Origin of the sequence: Streptomyces sp. NPDC017202, assembly GCF_044331705.1 — a bacterium.
GTDB lineage: Bacteria > Actinomycetota > Actinomycetes > Streptomycetales > Streptomycetaceae > Streptomyces.
In genome coordinates this window covers 558,654-575,113 of record NZ_JBIRNP010000001.1, presented here as the reverse complement: position 1 = coordinate 575,113, position 16,460 = coordinate 558,654, and the positions used below count along the sequence as shown (strand labels likewise).

Below are 16,460 nucleotides of genomic sequence, written 5' to 3'. Positions count from 1 at the left end.
GACCGGGGACGACTTCTGGAGGTGAGCGCGGATGCTGAGTGAACGCAGGCTCCAAGTGCTGCGCGCCATCGTCCAGGACTACGTCGGCACCGAGGAACCGGTGGGTTCCAAGGCGCTCACCGAGCGGCACAACCTCGGCGTCTCCCCGGCCACGGTCCGCAACGACATGGCGGCCCTGGAGGACGAGGGGTACATCGCGCAGCCGCACACCAGCGCCGGGCGCATCCCCACCGACAAGGGCTACCGGCTGTTCGTCGACAAGCTCGCCGGCGTCAAGCCGATGACGGCCCCCGAGCGGCGGGCCATCCAGAACTTCCTCGACGGCGCCGTCGACCTCGACGACGTCGTGGCGCGGACCGTACGGCTGCTCGCGCAGCTCACCCGGCAGGTCGCCGTCGTGCAGTACCCGTCGCTGACGCGCTCCACGGTGCGGCACGTCGAGCTGCTGTCGCTGGCGCCGGCCCGGCTGATGCTGGTGCTGATCACGGACACCGGGCGGGTCGAGCAGCGGATGGTGGACTGCCCGGCGCCCTTCGGCGAGACCTCGCTGGCGGACCTGCGGGCGCGGCTGAACAGCCGGGTCGCGGGCCGCCGCTTCAGCGACGTGCCGCGGCTGGTCGAGGACCTGGCCGACGCCTTCGAGCTCGAGGACCGCGGCACGGTCACGACGGTGCTCTCCACGCTGCTGGAGACGCTCGTCGAGGAGAACGAGGAGCGGCTGATGATCGGCGGCACCGCCAATCTCACCCGCTTCGGACATGACTTTCCCCTCACGATCCGACCCGTCCTGGAAGCCTTGGAGGAGCAGGTCGTCCTCCTCAAGCTCCTTGGCGAGGCGGGGGATTCGGGCATGACCGTACGCATCGGTCACGAGAACGCCTACGAGGGACTCAACTCCACTTCGGTGGTGTCGGTCGGCTACGGTTCGGGCGGCGAGGCAGTCGCCAAGCTCGGCGTGGTCGGACCGACCCGCATGGATTACCCGGGAACGATGGGAGCGGTACGCGCAGTGGCACGGTACGTCGGACAGATCCTGGCGGAGTCGTAAGTGGCCACGGACTACTACGCCGTTCTCGGCGTGCGCCGCGACGCGTCGCAGGAAGAGATCAAGAAGGCCTTCCGGCGGCTCGCACGCGAGCTGCACCCGGACGTCAACCCCGATCCGAAGACCCAGGAGCGGTTCAAGGAGATCAACGCCGCCTACGAGGTGCTGTCGGACCCGCAGAAGAAGCAGGTCTACGACCTCGGCGGCGACCCGCTGTCCCAGGCGGGCGGTGGCGCGGGCGGCTTCGGGGCCGGTGGCTTCGGCAACTTCTCCGACATCATGGACGCCTTCTTCGGCACGGCGTCGCAGCGCGGACCGCGCTCGCGCACCCGCCGGGGCCAGGACGCGATGATCCGGCTGGAGATCGACCTCGACGAGGCGGCCTTCGGCACGACCAAGGACATCCAGGTCGACACGGCGATCGTCTGCGGCACCTGCAGCGGCGAGGGCGCGGCGCCGGGGACCACCGCGCAGACCTGTGACATGTGCCGCGGCCGCGGTGAGGTGTCGCAGGTGACGCGGTCCTTCCTCGGCCAGGTCATGACCTCGCGGCCCTGCCCGCAGTGCCAGGGCTTCGGCACCGTCGTGCCGACGCCGTGCCCGGAGTGCGCGGGCGACGGCCGGGTGCGCTCGCGTCGCACGCTGACCGTGAAGATCCCGGCCGGCGTCGACAACGGCACCCGCATCCAGCTCGCCGGCGAGGGCGAGGTCGGCCCCGGCGGCGGTCCCGCCGGCGACCTGTACGTCGAGATCCACGAGCTGCCGCACGCGCAGTTCCAGCGGCGCGGCGACGACCTGCACTGCACGGTCACCCTGCCGATGACCGCGGCGGCCCTGGGCACCAAGGTGCCGCTGGAGACGCTCGACGGGCTCGAGGAGGTCGACATCCGGCCCGGCACGCAGTCGGGCCAGTCGATCCCGCTGCACGGGCGCGGCGTCACGCACCTGCGGGGCGGCGGACGCGGTGACCTCATCGTGCACGTCGAGGTGCAGACCCCCAACAAGCTGGACCCCGAGCAGGAGCGGCTGCTGCGGGAACTGGCGAAGCTGCGCGGGGAGGAGCGGCCCCTCGGGCAGTTCCAGCCCGGTCAGCAGGGCCTGTTCTCCCGGCTGAAGGACGCGTTCAACGGACGCTGACGATGGCGGGCGGGCGGTGGGGCCTCCTCGCCCCGCCGCCCCTTCCCCGTCCCGTCCCTCCGGGGGCCGCGCCCCCGGACCCCCGATCTCGGCCCGGACCGCCCCTCCCCGGATGCCGGACGGGCTGGGTTCGGACTTGTCCGGGCGACGTGACAACATGCCGTCATGTCCTCCGCACTGACCGATCTCTTCCCTCTCCCGATCGTGCAGGCCCCCATGGCGGGCGGCGTCTCCCTCCCGCGGCTCGCCGCCGCCGTGTCCGAGGCCGGCGGGCTGGGCTTCCTGGCCGCCGGGTACAAGACCGCCGACGGCATGTACCAGGAGATCAAGCAGCTGCGGAGCCTCACCTCCCGGCCCTTCGGCGTGAACCTCTTCATGCCGCACCCCGAACACGCCGAGACCGGCGCCATCGAGGTCTACGCCCACCAGCTGGCCGGTGAGGCCGCCTGGTACGGGACCGAGCTGGGTGATCCGGACAGCGGCCGCGACGACGGCCACGACGCCAAGCTGGCGGTCCTGCTGGACAACCCGGTGCCGGTGGCCTCGTTCCACTTCGGCGTCCCCGATCCGGACGCGCTGGCCGCGCTGCGCCGGGCGGGCACGCTCACCCTGGTCACCGCGACCACCGTGGAGGAGGCCCTCGCGGTCGAGCGGGCCGGCGCGGACGCGGTGATCGTGCAGGGCGTGGAGGCCGGCGGACACCAGGGCACCCACCGCGACATCCCCGAGAACGACGGCTCCGGGATCGGCCTGCTGTCGCTGGTCGCCCAGGTCCGGGAGGCCGTCGGCCTGCCGCTGATCGCCGCGGGCGGCCTCATGCGGGGCAGCCAGATCGCCGCCGTCCTCGCCGCCGGGGCGAGCGCCGCCCAGCTCGGCACCGCCTTCCTCGCGACGCCCGAGTCCGGCGCGGCCGCCGTGCACAAGGAGGCGCTCACCGACCCGCTCTTCGTGCGCACGGAACTGACCCGCGCCTTCTCCGGACGCCCGGCCCGCGCTCTCGTCAACCGCTTCCTGCGCGAGCACGGCCCGTACGCGCCCGCCGCCTACCCCGAGGTCCACCACCTCACCTCGCCGCTGCGCAAGGCCGCCGCGAAGGCGGGCGACGCGCAGGGCATGGCGCTGTGGGCCGGCCAGGGACACCGGCTGGCCCGCCCCCTGCCCGCCGGTCGACTGGTGGAGGTGCTGACGGCCGAACTCGACGCGGCGAGGACGGCGTTGTCGGACGGCGGCGCGGCCGGCGCGGGCGGTGCGCGATGACCGCCCCCGTCTTCGTCGTCGAGGAACTGCCGGGCGGTCCCGCCGAGTTCGTACTGGACGGGCCCGAGGGACGGCACGCCGTCTCCGTGAAGCGGCTGCGGGCCGGTGAGGAGGTCGTCCTCACCGACGGCACCGGCCGCTGGGCGCGGGGCGAGGTCGTCGCCGCCGAGGGCAAGGACCGGCTCGTCGTCGATCTGACCCAGGTGGCGGAGGAGCCCGCCGAGGCGCCGCGGATCACCGTCGTCCAGGCGCTGCCCAAGGGCGACCGGGGCGAACTGGCCGTCGAGACGATGACCGAGACCGGCGTCGACGCGATCGTGCCCTGGTCCGCGTCCCGCTGCATCACCCAGTGGAAGGGCGACCGCGGGCTGAAGGCGCTCGCCAAGTGGCGGGCGACCGCCCGCGAGGCCGGCAAGCAGTCCCGCCGGGTCCGCTTCCCCGAGGTCGCCGACGCCGCGACCACCCGGCAGGTGGCGGCACTGCTGGCCCGGGCCGACTTCGCGGCCGTGCTCCACGAGGACCGCGACTACGGCAGCGAGCCGCTGGCGACCGCGGTACTTCCCGCGGACGGGGAGATCGTGCTCGTCGTCGGACCCGAAGGGGGCGTCTCCCCGGACGAGCTGGCGCTCTTCGAGGAGGCCGGTGCCAGGGCGTACCGGCTGGGGCGCAGCGTGCTGCGGACCTCGACCGCCGGGACGGCCGCCGCCGCCCTGCTCCTGGGCCGGACCGGCCGCTGGTCCTGACCGGCCGCCGGCCCTCACCCGTCCGCCTCCGAGAACCGGGTCGGTCCGGTGGGGCTTCGGTCATGGCCGTCGCGCGGCTGAGGGCGTCGAACGGGATCCAGCCGTCCGACTCCCGCTCCCGTTCCCCCTCGTGCGGCAGCAGTCGGCGGCGGACGGCCTCGTCGACGAGCGCGCGCACCGTGCCGGGCCTGTGCAGGCCGAGATGGTGGGCGCGGTCGCCGACGCCGCCCGCGTGCGGGTACGCGCCGCCGCCGACGTAACGGCCCTCGCCCTCACGGAAGACGATCCTGGTGCGCGCGCCGTCCCGGATCGGGGTGAGGACGTCCTCGCAGCCCCGGCCGTCCCGGTGCCGGTGGCGGACCGTCCACAGGCAGGCGGTCGTGTCGTCGACGATCGGTTTCCTCGGGCGGCGGCGGTCGCGCATGCGGTCACCGTGGACGGCGGCGGCGGCGGTGCGGCGCATGGCGGTAAGTGCTCTACCGCGTCCCCGCCGGCGGTGGCAGGCTGCCCTCCATGGGGGCATGGAGGAGAAGGACGCGGGGCCGGGCGCGCGGGACACGTGCGGCGGCGGTGGCGGGGCTGGCGGTCCTGGCCGTGGCCGGCGCGGTGGCGTGCGAACCCGGCGGGATCGGCTCGGCGGCCGTCGCGTACACCACCGACGAGGCGGCGACGGCCGAGATCGAGCGCCGGGACGTCGACGTGCGGTGGCTGACCTGCACCGCCGACTACGGCGACGGCGGCGCCTCCGGGGGCCGGGAGACCGTCGCCTCCGTCGACTGCGAGGGGGAGACCGGCAACGGGCGGGACATCGCCGTCACCGGCCACGTCACGCGTGCCGTCGACGGCTCCTGCGTGCGCGGCGACCTCCGCGCGGACGTCGGCGACAAGCAGCTGTTCCAGGTGAGCGGGCTGGGCGACTGCGGGTCCGCCACCCCTTCACCGCTCACCCCGCCCCGCTCCGCGCGGCCCGCCGAACCCGGGCGGCCCACGGTCACCGTGACCGTCACCCGGACGGTCTGGTGCGGGGACGACACGCGCTGCGGGTCCGCCGGCACCAAGTGACCCGGGCGGCCAACCGGCAAGAACCCCTGTCGGTCACCGCCGCCCTTGCCTAGAGTGATCGGGTGACACAGCCCGTGACGCCTGCCGCGTACTTCCGATTCCCGCACTTGCAGGGCGAGTTGGTGGCCTTCACCGCCGAGGACGACGTGTGGCTCGCGCCCCTCGGCGGCGGGCGCGCCTGGCGGGTCAGCGCCGACAACACGCCGGTCACCCTGCCCCGCGTCTCACCCGACGGCACCACCGTCGCCTGGACCTCCACCCGCGACGGCGCCCCCGAGGTGCACGTCGCCCCGGTCGACGGCGGCCCCGCCACCCGGCTCACGTACTGGGGCAGCCCCCAGACCAGGGTGCGCGGCTGGACCCCCGACGGCCGGGTGCTCGTCCTGAGCACCCACGACCAGGCGAGCGGGCGCCGCAGTTGGGCCCGCGCGGTCCCGCTCGACGGCGGACCGGCCACCACCCTGCCGTACGGGCCCGTCGGCGGGGTCGCCTTCGGCCCGCACACCGTGCTGGTGTCCGCGTCCATGGGGCGCGAGGCCGCCCACTGGAAGCGCTACCGGGGCGGCACGGCCGGCAAGCTGTGGATCGACCGGGACGGCGACGGCGAGTTCACGCGGCTGCACGAGGACCTCGACGGCAACATCGAGTACCCGGTGTGGGCCGGCGACCGCATCGCCTTCCTCTCCGACCACGAGGGCACCGGCGCGCTGTACTCCTCCCTCGCCGACGGCTCCGACCTGAGGCGCCACACACCCCTCGACACGTTCTACGCCCGGCACGCGGCCGGGGACGGCCACCGCGTCGTGTACTGCTCCGCCGGTGAACTGTGGGTCCTGGACGACCTCGACGGCGCCGAGCCGCGCCGCCTCGACGTCCGCCTCGGCGGGCAGCGCACCGACCGGCGGCCGCACCCGGTGTCCGCCGCCCGCTGGCTGGGCTCCGCCACCCCCGACCACACCGCGCGCGGCAGCGCCGTCGAGGTGCGCGGCGCCGTCCACTGGGTCACCCACCGCCACGGCCCCGCCCGCGCCCTGGCCGCCGAACCCGGCGTGCGGGCCCGGCTGCCGCGCACCTTCCGCACGGAGGGGGAGGAATGGGTGGTGTGGGTGACCGACGCCGAGGGCGAGGACGCCCTGGAGTTCGCCCCCGCCACCGGCCCGGCACCGGGCGCCGGCCCGCGCCGGCTGGCCGCCGGACGCCTCGGCCGGGTGGTGGGACTGGCCATGGCCCCCGACGGCAGCCGGGCCGCCGTCGCCGCGCACGACGGACGGCTGCTGCTCGTCGAGCGGGAGACCGGCGAGGTCCGCGAGGTCGACCGCAGCGAGGACGGCGACGTCGGCGGCCTCGTCTTCTCACCCGACTCGGCCTGGCTGGCCTGGTCACACCCCGGCCCGCGCCCGCTCAGCGGGATCAAGCTCGCCAACACCGCGGACCTGTCGGTCACCGAGGCGACCCCACTGCGCTTCCACGACTACGCGCCCGCCTTCACCCTCGACGGCAAGCACCTCGCGTTCCTGTCGACGCGCGCCTTCGACCCGGTCTACGACGAGCACGCCTTCGACCTCTCCTTCATCGAGGGAGCCCGCCCCTACCTCATCCCGCTGGCCGCGACCACCCCCTCGCCGTTCGGCCCGCAGCGGCACGGCCGCCCCTTCGAGGCCCCCGACAAGGACGAGACCCCCGACAGCCAGGGCACCCCGGCCACCCGGATCGACCTGGAGGGCCTCGCCGACCGGATCGTGCCCTTCCCCGTCGAGGCCGGCCGCTACTCGGGGCTGCGCGCCGCCAAGGACGGCGTGCTGTGGCTGCGGCACCCCGTGCGCGGTGTCCTCGGCGCCTCCCGCGCCACCCCCGACGACCCCGGTCCCGGCACCGAGCTGGAGCGCTACGACCTCGTCCAGCAGCGTCTCGAACACCTCGCCCCCGACGCCGACTCCTTCGAGGTCAGCGGCGACGGCAAGCGGCTGCTGCTGCGGTCCGACGGCAAGCTCAGGGTCGTCCCCGGCGACCGGCGCGCCTCCGGCGACGAGGACAGCGACACCAACCTCACCGTCGACCTCGGCCGGGTCCGCCAGACCGTCGACCCGGCCGCCGAGTGGCGCCAGATGTACGACGAGACCGGCCGCCTCATGCGGGACAACTTCTGGCTGCCCGACCTCGGCGGAATCGACTGGGACGGCGTCCTCGACCGCTACCGGCCGCTCCTCGACCGGGTCGCCACCCGCGACGACCTCGTCGACGTCCTGTGGGAGGTGCACGGCGAACTCGGCACCTCGCACGCCTACGTCGTCCCCCGCGGCCACGGCGGCGGCGCCCGCCAGGGTCTGCTCGGCGCCGACATCTCCCGTCACGACGACGGCGGTTGGCGCATCGACCGGATCCTGCCGTCGGAGACCTCCGATCCCGACGCCCGCTCCCCGCTCGCCGCGCCCGGCGTCGCGGTGCGCGCGGGCGACGCGATCCTCGCCGTCGCCGGGCACCCCGTGGACCCGGTCACCGGACCCGGACCGCTCCTCGTCGGCACGGCGGGCCGGGCCGTCGAGCTGACCGTGTCGCCGGCCGGCGGGGGCGAACCCCGGCACGCCGTCGTCGTCCCCGTCGACGACGAGGGGCCGCTGCGCTACCACGCCTGGGTCGCGGACCGGCGGGCGTACGTGCACGAGAGGTCCGGCGGCCGGCTCGGCTACCTCCACGTGCCCGACATGCAGGCCCCCGGCTGGGCCCAGATCCACCGCGACCTGCGGGTGGAGGTGGCCCGCGAGGGTCTCGTCGTGGACGTCCGCGAGAACCGGGGCGGGCACACCTCCCAGCTCGTCGTGGAGAAGCTGGCGCGGCGGATCGTCGGCTGGGACGTGCCGCGCGGGATGCGGCCGTACAGCTATCCGGAGGACGCGCCGCGCGGTCCGGTCGTCGCGGTCGCCGACGAGTTCTCCGGCTCCGACGGGGACATCGTCAACGCGGCGGTCAAGGCGCTGGGCATCGGGCCGGTGGTCGGGACCCGCACCTGGGGCGGCACGATCGGCATCGACAGCCGGTACCGGCTGGTCGACGGGACGCTGGTCACCCAGCCCAAGTACGCGATCTGGCTGGAGGGTTACGGCTGGGGCGTGGAGAACCGCGGCGTCGACCCGGACGTGGAGGTGGTGACGCGCCCCCAGGACCACGTGGCGGGCCGGGACGCGCAGCTGGAGGAGGCGGTCCGGCTGGCGCTGCTCGCACTGGAGGAGACGCCGGCGAAGACGGCTCCGCCGCTGCCGGAGCTGTAGGCCGCCGAAATCGGGGGCCCGCGGGGCACTGCCCCCGCTCCCGGCCCGAACGGCCCCGTCCTCGGACTCCCCCGGAGGGGGCGCCCCCGGACGGGCCGGATCGGCCCGGCGCTCGCTACCATGCCTGCGTACTGATCGAACCGGCGTGAGGAGGCCCCTGTGCCAGGCGAGCCGCAGGACGACTGTCTGTTCTGCAAGATCGTGGCGGGGACGATCCCTGCGACGATCGTCCGGGAGACGGCGACGACCATCGCCTTCCGGGACATAAACCCCCAGGCGCCCACGCACGTCCTGGTGATCCCCAAGGCGCACCACGTGGACGCCGCCGCTCTCGCCGCCGAGGCGCCGCAGCTCGCCGCGGACGTCCTGCGCGAGACGCGGGCGGTCGCCGACCAGGAGAAGCTGGAGAGCTACCGCATCGTCTTCAACACCGGCAGCGGCGCCGGCCAGACCGTCTGGCACGCCCACGCGCACGTCCTCGGCGGCCGTGGCCTGCAGTGGCCCCCCGGCTGAGCCGTGTCCGTACGTGAACTGGTGGTCCTGGGCACCGCCAGCCAGGTCCCGACCCGGCACCGCAACCACAACGGCTACCTCCTGCGCTGGGACGGCGAGGGCATCCTCTTCGATCCCGGCGAGGGCACCCAGCGCCAGATGCTGCGGGCCGGGGTCGCCGCGCACGACCTGCACCGGATCTGCGTCACCCACTTCCACGGCGACCACTGCCTCGGCGTCGCCGGGGTGATCCAGCGCGTCAACCTCGACCGGGTCCCGCACCCGGTGATCGCCCACTTCCCGCGGTCCGGGCAGCACTTCTTCGACCGGCTCCGGTACGCCACCGCCTACCGCGAGACCGTCGGCGTCACCGAGGTCCCGGTCGACGGCGACGGGCCCCTCGCCGTCACCGCGTCGTACACGCTTCAGGCCCGCAGGCTCTCCCACCCGGTCGAGTCCTACGGCTACCGCCTGGTCGAGCCCGACGGCCGCCGGATGCTGCCCGACCGGCTCGCGGCGCACGGCCTGCGGGGACCCGACGTCGGCCGCATCCAGCGGGAGGGCTCGGTCGGCGGGGTGTCGCTGGAGGAGGTCAGCGAGGTGCGGCGCGGACAGCGCTTCGCGTTCGTCATGGACACCCGCCTGTGCGACGGCGTGGGGGAGCTGGCCGAGGGCTGCGACCTGCTGGTCATCGAGTCGACGTTCCTCGACGAGGACGAGCGGCTCGCCGACGAGCACGGCCATCTGACCGCCGGTCAGGCCGGCCGGGTCGCGCGGGACGCCGGTGTCCGGCACCTCGTGCTCACCCACTTCAGCCAGCGCTACGGGGAACCCGCCGAGTTCGAGCGGCAGGCACGGGCGGCCGGGTTCGCGGGGGAGCTGACGGTGGCGTACGACCTGCTGCGGGTGCCGGTTCCGAAACGCCGGTAAAACGCCCGTACGATGCTTTGATGCCCCTCCCCAAAGCTGAACTGCACCTGCACATCGAAGGCACCCTGGAGCCAGAGCTGGCCTTCGAGCTGGCCGCCCGCAACGGTGTCGCCCTGCCGTACGCCGACACCGAGGCGCTCCGCGAGGCGTACCGCTTCGAGGACCTCCAGTCCTTCCTGAACCTGTACTACGAACTGATGGCGGTCCTGCGCACCGAGCGGGACTTCGAGGACCTGGCGAACGCCTACCTCGCCCGTGCCGCCGCCCAGGGCGTACGGCACGCGGAGATCTTCTTCGACCCGCAGGCCCACCTCGCCCGGGGCGTCGGGATGGGCACGGTCGTCGAGGGGCTGTGGCGGGCGCTCGGCGCCGGCGAGGCGAACCACGGCGTCTCCACCCGGCTGATCATGTGCTTCCTGCGCGACGAGTCCGCCGAGTCGGCGCTGGAGACCCTCGACGCCGCGAAGCCGTACCTCGACCGGATCACCGGCGTCGGGCTGGACTCGGCGGAGGTCGGGCATCCGCCCGTCAAGTTCCGCGAGGTCTACGAGGCCGCCGCCGCCCTCGGTCTGCGGCGGGTGGCGCACGCCGGTGAGGAGGGGCCGCCGGAGTACATCACCGAGGCCCTCGACGTCCTCGGGATCGAGCGCGTCGACCACGGCCTGCGCTGCATGGAGGACCCGGCGCTGGTGGAGCGGCTGGTGCGGGAGCGGATCCCGCTGACGCTGTGCCCGCTGTCCAACGTCCGGCTGCGGACGGTCGACGTCCTTGCCGACCACCCGCTGCCCGCCATGCTCGACGCCGGACTGCTCTGCACGCTCAACTCCGACGACCCGGCCTACTTCGGAGGCTACGCGGGCGACACCTTCGACGCCGTGCGGTCGGAGCTGGGCCTGGACGAGGAGCGGCTGCGCGAACTGGCCCGCAACTCCTTCCTCGCCTCCTTCCTGGAGGACGACGAGGAGCGACGCGCCCGCTACCTGGCCGAGGTCGACGCCTACCGGTTCTGAGCGGACCGGTCACCGGTGCCGCCGGGACGCCCGGCCGGGAGACCTACCGTCCGGCCCCCGGCGCGGCCCCCGCCCGCCGGGGGCCGGCGGTGTCGTAGGCCCCCTGGACGGACACGCCCGCCGGGACCTCCACCGCGATCTCCACGACCTCCTGCTCCACCGCGCCCACCCGCGGCACCGCACCGCTGGGCGTGCCGGTGGACGCGGCGAGGACCGCCGCCGGGGTTCCGCCGCGCCGCCGGACCGCACCCGGAAGCAGCGGACGTCCGCCCGCGTGCAGCGCGACGACGGTCATCGGCACCGCCACCACCAGCAGCCCGGCGCCCAGCACCAGCCCCATCACCGGGAAGCCGGCCCGCGCCGACAGCAGGCTCCCGGTCAGCGGCCCCGCCGCCGTCCCCAGCGAGGACGCCGAGCCGACCAGCACCGCCCAGCGCCCGCGCGGGTCGAGCGAGGCGGCCAGCCCGATCAGGTACGACAGCACGACCGGGTAGAGGACGTTCCAGGCGATCTCGCCCGCCGCGAAACTCCCCGGACCGGTCGCCGACGCGCTGACCACGACGCACCCGGCGATCAGCACGGTCCCCCCGCCGATGGGCAGCGCCCGGCCCAGCCGCGCGCCCAGCGCCCCCGCGCCCAGCACCCCCAGCAGCCCGGCGCCGAGCGCCACGGCGAAGACGACCCCGACGCCGGCCTCGCCGAGCCCCGCCTGCGTCAGGCCGATGCGCCCGCTGACCCCCCACAGGGAGTTCTGCACCAGCGACCAGCACGGCATGGCCGCCGCCAGCAACAGCCCGGACCGCAGGTGCGGCAGCCGCGCGGAACCGCCCTCGGGTCGGGCCGGAGCAGGGGCCGCCCGCCCCGGAAGCCGCCCGGTCAGCGGCCACACGGCGACGGCGGTCAGGGCGATCGCGGCCAGCGGCTGCCCGTGTCCGGGCCCCAGGTGCGGCACCGTCAGGTAGACGGCGCCCGCGAGCGCGGACACCCCGAGCAGGCCGAGCGTGGAGGCGCGGTGCGGGTCGGGCTCGGCGGCGATCCGGGTGGCGGCGACCGTCGTGGCCGTACCGGACCCGAATCCGCCCAGCACCGCGCCCGCGACGACCGCCGGCACGCTCCCGGCGAGAGCGGCCCCGCCGTACCCGACGACGGCCAGCACCAGGCCGACGCGGGCCAGGGTGCGGGCCCCGATCCGCTCGACGCGCGAGGCCAGCGCGAACCCGGCCGAGGCCGAACTCAGCAGCAGCGCGCTGCCGACGGCCCCGGCCTGGGTGGCCGACAGGGCGAGCCCCGAGTCCAGCCGTCCCACGACGGTCGGCAGCAGGTAGGGAGCGAGGTACCCGGCCGTGAAAAGGGCGACGAGGGGCCAGGGAGTGGTGCGGGGCGCGAACACGGGCGTTCCAGGGCAGGCGAAGGAGCGGCTCGGGAGGAGCGGCTCAAGAAGAGGAGGAGCGACGACCGTCGAGGGACGGGAACGCGCGGCCAATTTGTATCAAGCACGCAGTTGCGAGCAGAAGCGGGGCGAGAGTGATGTGGGTCACCATCGGTTTGGCCGGTGAGCCGTCGGGTAACAGCGTCCGCCCTCACCGCCCCCGACGGGTCCCGCGCGCCGACGGCTCCGTTGACGCCCACCCGTCCATGTATCTAGCCTCCATCTTCATACGTGGACGACTTTCACACAGGGAGATGGCCGGGTGGACCTCACCGTCACGGACGTACGGCTGACACCGATCCTGATCGCCGACCCGCCCCTCCTCAACACCCAGGGCGTGCACCAGCCGTACACCCCGCGCCTCATCGTGGAGATCGTCACGGCGGACGGCGTCACGGGCCTGGGCGAGACCTACGGCGACACCAAGTACCTCGACCTGGCCCGCCCCTACGCGAACAAACTCGTCGGCCGGCCGGTCAGCGACCTGAACGCCCTGTTCACCCTCGGGGACGAGATGGACGTGGACCGCTCCCGCGTCTCCGACCAGGTGGACGTCGGCGGCCTGCGGGGCGTCCAGACGGCCGACAAACTGCGCCTGTCGGTGGTCTCCGCCTTCGAGGTCGCCTGCCTGGACGCCCTCGGCAAGACCCTCGGCCTGCCGGTGCACAGCCTGCTCGGCGGCAAGGTCCGCGACGCCGTCGAGTACAGCGCCTACCTCTTCTACAAGTGGGCCGACCACCCCCGGGAAGTGCCCCACGAGAAGGACGACTGGGGCGCGGCGGTCGACCCGGCCGGCATCGTCGCGCAGGCCCGCACGTTCAAGGAGCGGTACGGCTTCACCTCCTTCAAGCTCAAGGGCGGCGTCTTCCCGCCCGACGAGGAGATCGCCGCCGTACGCGCCCTCGCCGAGGCCTTCCCCGGCCACCCCCTCCGCCTGGACCCCAACGGCGCCTGGAGCGTCGCGACCTCACTGCGCGTGGCCCGGGAACTCGAGGACGTCCTCGAATACCTGGAGGACCCCGCGCTCGGCACCCCCGCCATGGCCGAAGTGGCGGCCGGAACCGGCGTACCGCTCGCCACCAACATGTGCGTGACGACGTTCGCCGAGATCCGGGAGGCCTTCGCCCGCGACGCCGTCCAGGTCGTCCTCTCCGACCACCACTACTGGGGCGGTCTGCGCAACACCCAGCACCTGGCCGCGATCTGCCGCACCTTCGGCGTCGGCGTGTCCATGCACTCCAACACCCACCTCGGCATCAGCCTCGCCGCCATGACCCACGTCGCCGCCACCGTCCCCGACCTCCACCACGCCTGCGACTCCCACTACCCCTGGCAGTCCGAGGACGTCCTCACCGAACGCCTCGCCTTCACCGACGGCAAGGTCACCGTCCCCGACACCCCGGGCCTGGGCGTCGAACTCGACCGCGACCGCCTCCAGCACCTCCACCGGCGCTGGCTCGACGACAAGGGCACCTACCGCGACCGGGACGACGAGGCGGCGATGCGCGTGGCGACCCCGGCCTGGACGACCCCCGCCGTCCCCCGCTGGTGACGGCCCGCCGGCCGCCCCGGCGACACCCCGCCCCCGACGCCGACGCGTCGTCCCCGACGTGGTGCACACTGGCCGGATCGGCACCACGTCAGGGAGCACACCGTGACCGCGTCCACCGGAGAGGGACACCACCGACACCCGCGCCAGGCCCAGGTGGACCCCCTGGCCGCCCGGCGCACCCCGACGGACCCGCCCTGGGACGTCTACCTCACCGGCGCCGTCTTCCTCGACATCATCTTCACCGGCCTGGACTCCGCCCCCGTCCGCGGCACCGAGTCCTGGGCCCGCGGCATGGGCTCCAGCCCCGGCGGCGTGGCCAACATGGCCACCGCCCTGGCCCGCCTGGGCCTGCGGACCGCCCTCGCCGCCGCCTTCGGCGACGACCACTACGGCGAGTACTGCTGGGACACCCTCGAACAGGGCGAGGGCATCGACCTGACCACGTCCCGCACGGTCCCCGGCTGGCACTCCCCGGTCACCGTCTCGATGGCGTACGAGGGCGAACGCACGATGGTCTCCCACGGCCACGAACCGCCCCCGGAGGAGCCCGCCCCCGCCTCCCCGCCGCACGCCAGGGCCGCCGTGGCCTCCCTCGTCCCCGGCAGGCGCGACCCCTGGATCGCGCAGGCGGCGAGCCGGGGCACCCGCGTCTTCGCGGACGTCGGCTGGGACGACACGGGCGCCTGGGACCTGGCGGGCCTGGCCGACCTGGAGCACTGCGAGGCCTTCCTGCCCAACGCGCAGGAAGCCATGCGCTACACGGGCGTCACCTGCCCGCGCGCCGCGGCCCGCGCCCTCACCGAGCACGTACCGCTCGCGGTCGTCACCCTCGGCGCCGAGGGCGCCTGTGCCGCGGACGGCCGCACGGGCGAGACCGCGGAGGTCCCCGCGATCGCCGTCGAGGCACTCGACCCCACCGGCGCGGGGGACGTCTTCGTCGCCGGTTTCGTCACGGGCACGCTGGCCGCATGGCCGCTCGCGGACCGCCTGGCCTTCGCCGGCCTGACCGCCGCCCTGTCCGTCCAGGAGTTCGGCGGCTCGCTGTCCGCGCCCGGCTGGTCCGAGGTCGCCGCCTGGTGGCGCCGCGTGCAGTCGGTGGAGACCCAGAACCCGGAGGCACTGCGGCGGTACGCGTTCCTGGAGGACCTGCTGCCCACCCGGGAGGTCACCCCGTGGCCCCGCCGCCGAGCGGTCCCCACCATCGGGTTCGGCCGCTCGGCCTAGGGTCTCTCGTTTGGATCATGCCGGGCTCGCAGGCCCTGGCACCGCACCCTGATCCGGCCTGATCCAAACGAAAGACCCCAGCCGGGACACCGCCCGCCCGGGACCCCGGCCGCGGGCCGCCCCTTGTTCGAAAAGCCCTACGGCGTTGTCAGCCCCCTGGCGTACCCTGGAAATCGCCAGGCCGCCCTCGTGGCAGGCGAGTCGTATCCGGGAGGACGTAGAGGCCTTCGGGCCGGCCTATGACTCAGACACCGACAGCTCACACGCCCGCGCAGGGCGAGGCGAGAGCACAGTTCACCGTTCCCGCCCAGCACCCCATGGTGACCGTGCTGGGGTCCGGAGATTCCCTTCTGCGCGTGATCGAGACGGCTTTCCCGGCGGCCGACATCCATGTCCGGGGCAATGAGATCAGCGCGGTCGGCGACCCGCGGGAAGTCGCCATGGTCCAGCGCCTGTTCGACGAGATGATGCTGGTGCTCCGCACCGGGCAGCCGATGACGGAGGACGCAGTGGAACGCTCGATCGCCATGCTGCGGGCGAGTGAGAACGGGACGAACGACGGCCAGGAGACCCCGGCCGAGGTTCTGACGCAGAACATCCTGTCCTCGCGCGGTCGCACGATCAGACCCAAGACCCTCAACCAGAAGCGGTACGTCGACGCGATCGACAAGCACACGATCGTCTTCGGCATCGGCCCCGCCGGCACCGGCAAGACGTACCTGGCGATGGCCAAGGCCGTCCAGGCGCTCCAGTCCAAGCAGGTCAACCGCATCATCCTGACCCGCCCGGCGGTCGAGGCCGGCGAACGCCTCGGCTTCCTCCCCGGCACCCTCTACGAGAAGATCGACCCCTACCTGCGCCCGCTGTACGACGCCCTCCACGACATGCTCGACCCGGACTCGATCCCGAAGCTGATGGCCGCGGGCACGATCGAGGTGGCGCCGCTGGCGTACATGAGGGGCCGGACCCTCAATGATGCTTTCATCATCCTGGACGAGGCCCAGAACACGAGCCCCGAGCAGATGAAGATGTTCCTCACCCGGCTCGGCTTCGACTCGAAGATCGTGATCACCGGTGACGTGACGCAGGTCGACCTGCCGAGCGGCACCAAATCCGGGCTCCGCCAGGTCCAGGACATCCTGGAGGGCGTGGAGGACGTCCACTTCTCCCGGCTGTCGTCCCAGGACGTCGTACGGCACAAGCTGGTGGGCCGTATCGTCGACGCGTACGAGAAGTACGACGACACGCACGGCACGGAGAACGGCACGCACAAGGGCGGCCGGGGCAAGTCCGGGCACAAGGGGAAGTAGACC

The 16,460-nt window shown here is 73.9% G+C and carries 13 protein-coding genes; 12 read left to right on the top strand and 1 reads right to left on the bottom strand.

The window, feature by feature from the left end:
• Positions 1 to 31: 31 nt before the first annotated feature.
• From hrcA to ACH4N1_RS02365, 9 genes are all read left to right on the top strand, one after another.
• Positions 32 to 1,048: a heat-inducible transcriptional repressor HrcA gene (gene hrcA, locus ACH4N1_RS02405; RefSeq protein ID WP_398093926.1), complete on the top strand. Its 1,017-nt coding sequence runs from the start codon at positions 32 to 34 to the stop codon at positions 1,046 to 1,048.
• On the top strand, positions 1,049 to 2,182 hold the full coding sequence (gene dnaJ, locus ACH4N1_RS02400; RefSeq protein WP_363088194.1) for a molecular chaperone DnaJ: 1,134 nt from the start codon (positions 1,049 to 1,051) through the stop codon (positions 2,180 to 2,182).
• Positions 2,183 to 2,347: 165 nt separating this feature from the next.
• On the top strand, positions 2,348 to 3,439 hold the full coding sequence (locus ACH4N1_RS02395) for a nitronate monooxygenase (protein WP_398093924.1): 1,092 nt from the start codon (positions 2,348 to 2,350) through the stop codon (positions 3,437 to 3,439).
• Positions 3,436 to 4,182 carry a 16S rRNA (uracil(1498)-N(3))-methyltransferase gene (locus tag ACH4N1_RS02390; RefSeq protein WP_398093923.1) on the top strand — a complete coding sequence of 249 codons (747 nt, stop codon included), beginning with the start codon at positions 3,436 to 3,438 and terminating at the stop codon, positions 4,180 to 4,182. Before ACH4N1_RS02395 ends, ACH4N1_RS02390 begins: the two co-directional genes overlap by 4 nt.
• Positions 4,183 to 4,695: 513 nt before the next feature.
• On the top strand, positions 4,696 to 5,244 hold the full coding sequence (locus tag ACH4N1_RS02385) for a hypothetical protein (protein WP_398093922.1): 549 nt from the start codon (positions 4,696 to 4,698) through the stop codon (positions 5,242 to 5,244).
• A 62-nt stretch (positions 5,245 to 5,306) separates the two neighbouring features.
• Entirely contained in the window at positions 5,307 to 8,510 is a 3,204-nt protein-coding gene (locus ACH4N1_RS02380) for a S41 family peptidase (protein ID WP_398093920.1), read from the top strand.
• Between the two features lie 159 nt (positions 8,511 to 8,669).
• Positions 8,670 to 9,023 (top strand): HIT domain-containing protein, encoded by a 354-nt coding sequence (locus ACH4N1_RS02375; RefSeq protein WP_398093919.1) that lies wholly within the window; start codon positions 8,670 to 8,672, stop codon positions 9,021 to 9,023.
• Between the two features lie 3 nt (positions 9,024 to 9,026).
• Entirely contained in the window at positions 9,027 to 9,932 is a 906-nt protein-coding gene (locus tag ACH4N1_RS02370; RefSeq protein WP_398093917.1) for a ribonuclease Z, read from the top strand.
• A gap of 20 nt (positions 9,933 to 9,952) precedes the next feature.
• The gene (locus ACH4N1_RS02365; RefSeq protein WP_398093916.1) at positions 9,953 to 10,942 is read left to right on the top strand and encodes an adenosine deaminase; all 990 of its coding nucleotides are present in this window, start codon (positions 9,953 to 9,955) and stop codon (positions 10,940 to 10,942) included.
• A 43-nt stretch (positions 10,943 to 10,985) separates the two neighbouring features.
• On the opposite strand, the gene ACH4N1_RS02360 is transcribed toward ACH4N1_RS02365, so the two are convergent.
• Entirely contained in the window at positions 10,986 to 12,332 is a 1,347-nt protein-coding gene (locus ACH4N1_RS02360; RefSeq protein ID WP_398093915.1) for an MFS transporter, read from the bottom strand.
• Positions 12,333 to 12,633: 301 nt separating this feature from the next.
• On the opposite strand from ACH4N1_RS02360, the gene ACH4N1_RS02355 reads away from it, so the two are divergent.
• The 3 genes from ACH4N1_RS02355 (at position 12,634) to ACH4N1_RS02345 (ending at position 16,457) form a co-directional block, all read left to right on the top strand.
• Positions 12,634 to 13,923: a glucarate dehydratase family protein gene (locus ACH4N1_RS02355; RefSeq protein WP_398093913.1), complete on the top strand. Its 1,290-nt coding sequence runs from the start codon at positions 12,634 to 12,636 to the stop codon at positions 13,921 to 13,923.
• A 102-nt stretch (positions 13,924 to 14,025) separates the two neighbouring features.
• The gene (locus ACH4N1_RS02350; protein ID WP_398093912.1) at positions 14,026 to 15,147 is read left to right on the top strand and encodes a carbohydrate kinase family protein; all 1,122 of its coding nucleotides are present in this window, start codon (positions 14,026 to 14,028) and stop codon (positions 15,145 to 15,147) included.
• A 239-nt stretch (positions 15,148 to 15,386) separates the two neighbouring features.
• Entirely contained in the window at positions 15,387 to 16,457 is a 1,071-nt protein-coding gene (locus tag ACH4N1_RS02345; RefSeq protein WP_398093911.1) for a PhoH family protein, read from the top strand.
• Positions 16,458 to 16,460 lie beyond the last annotated feature (3 nt).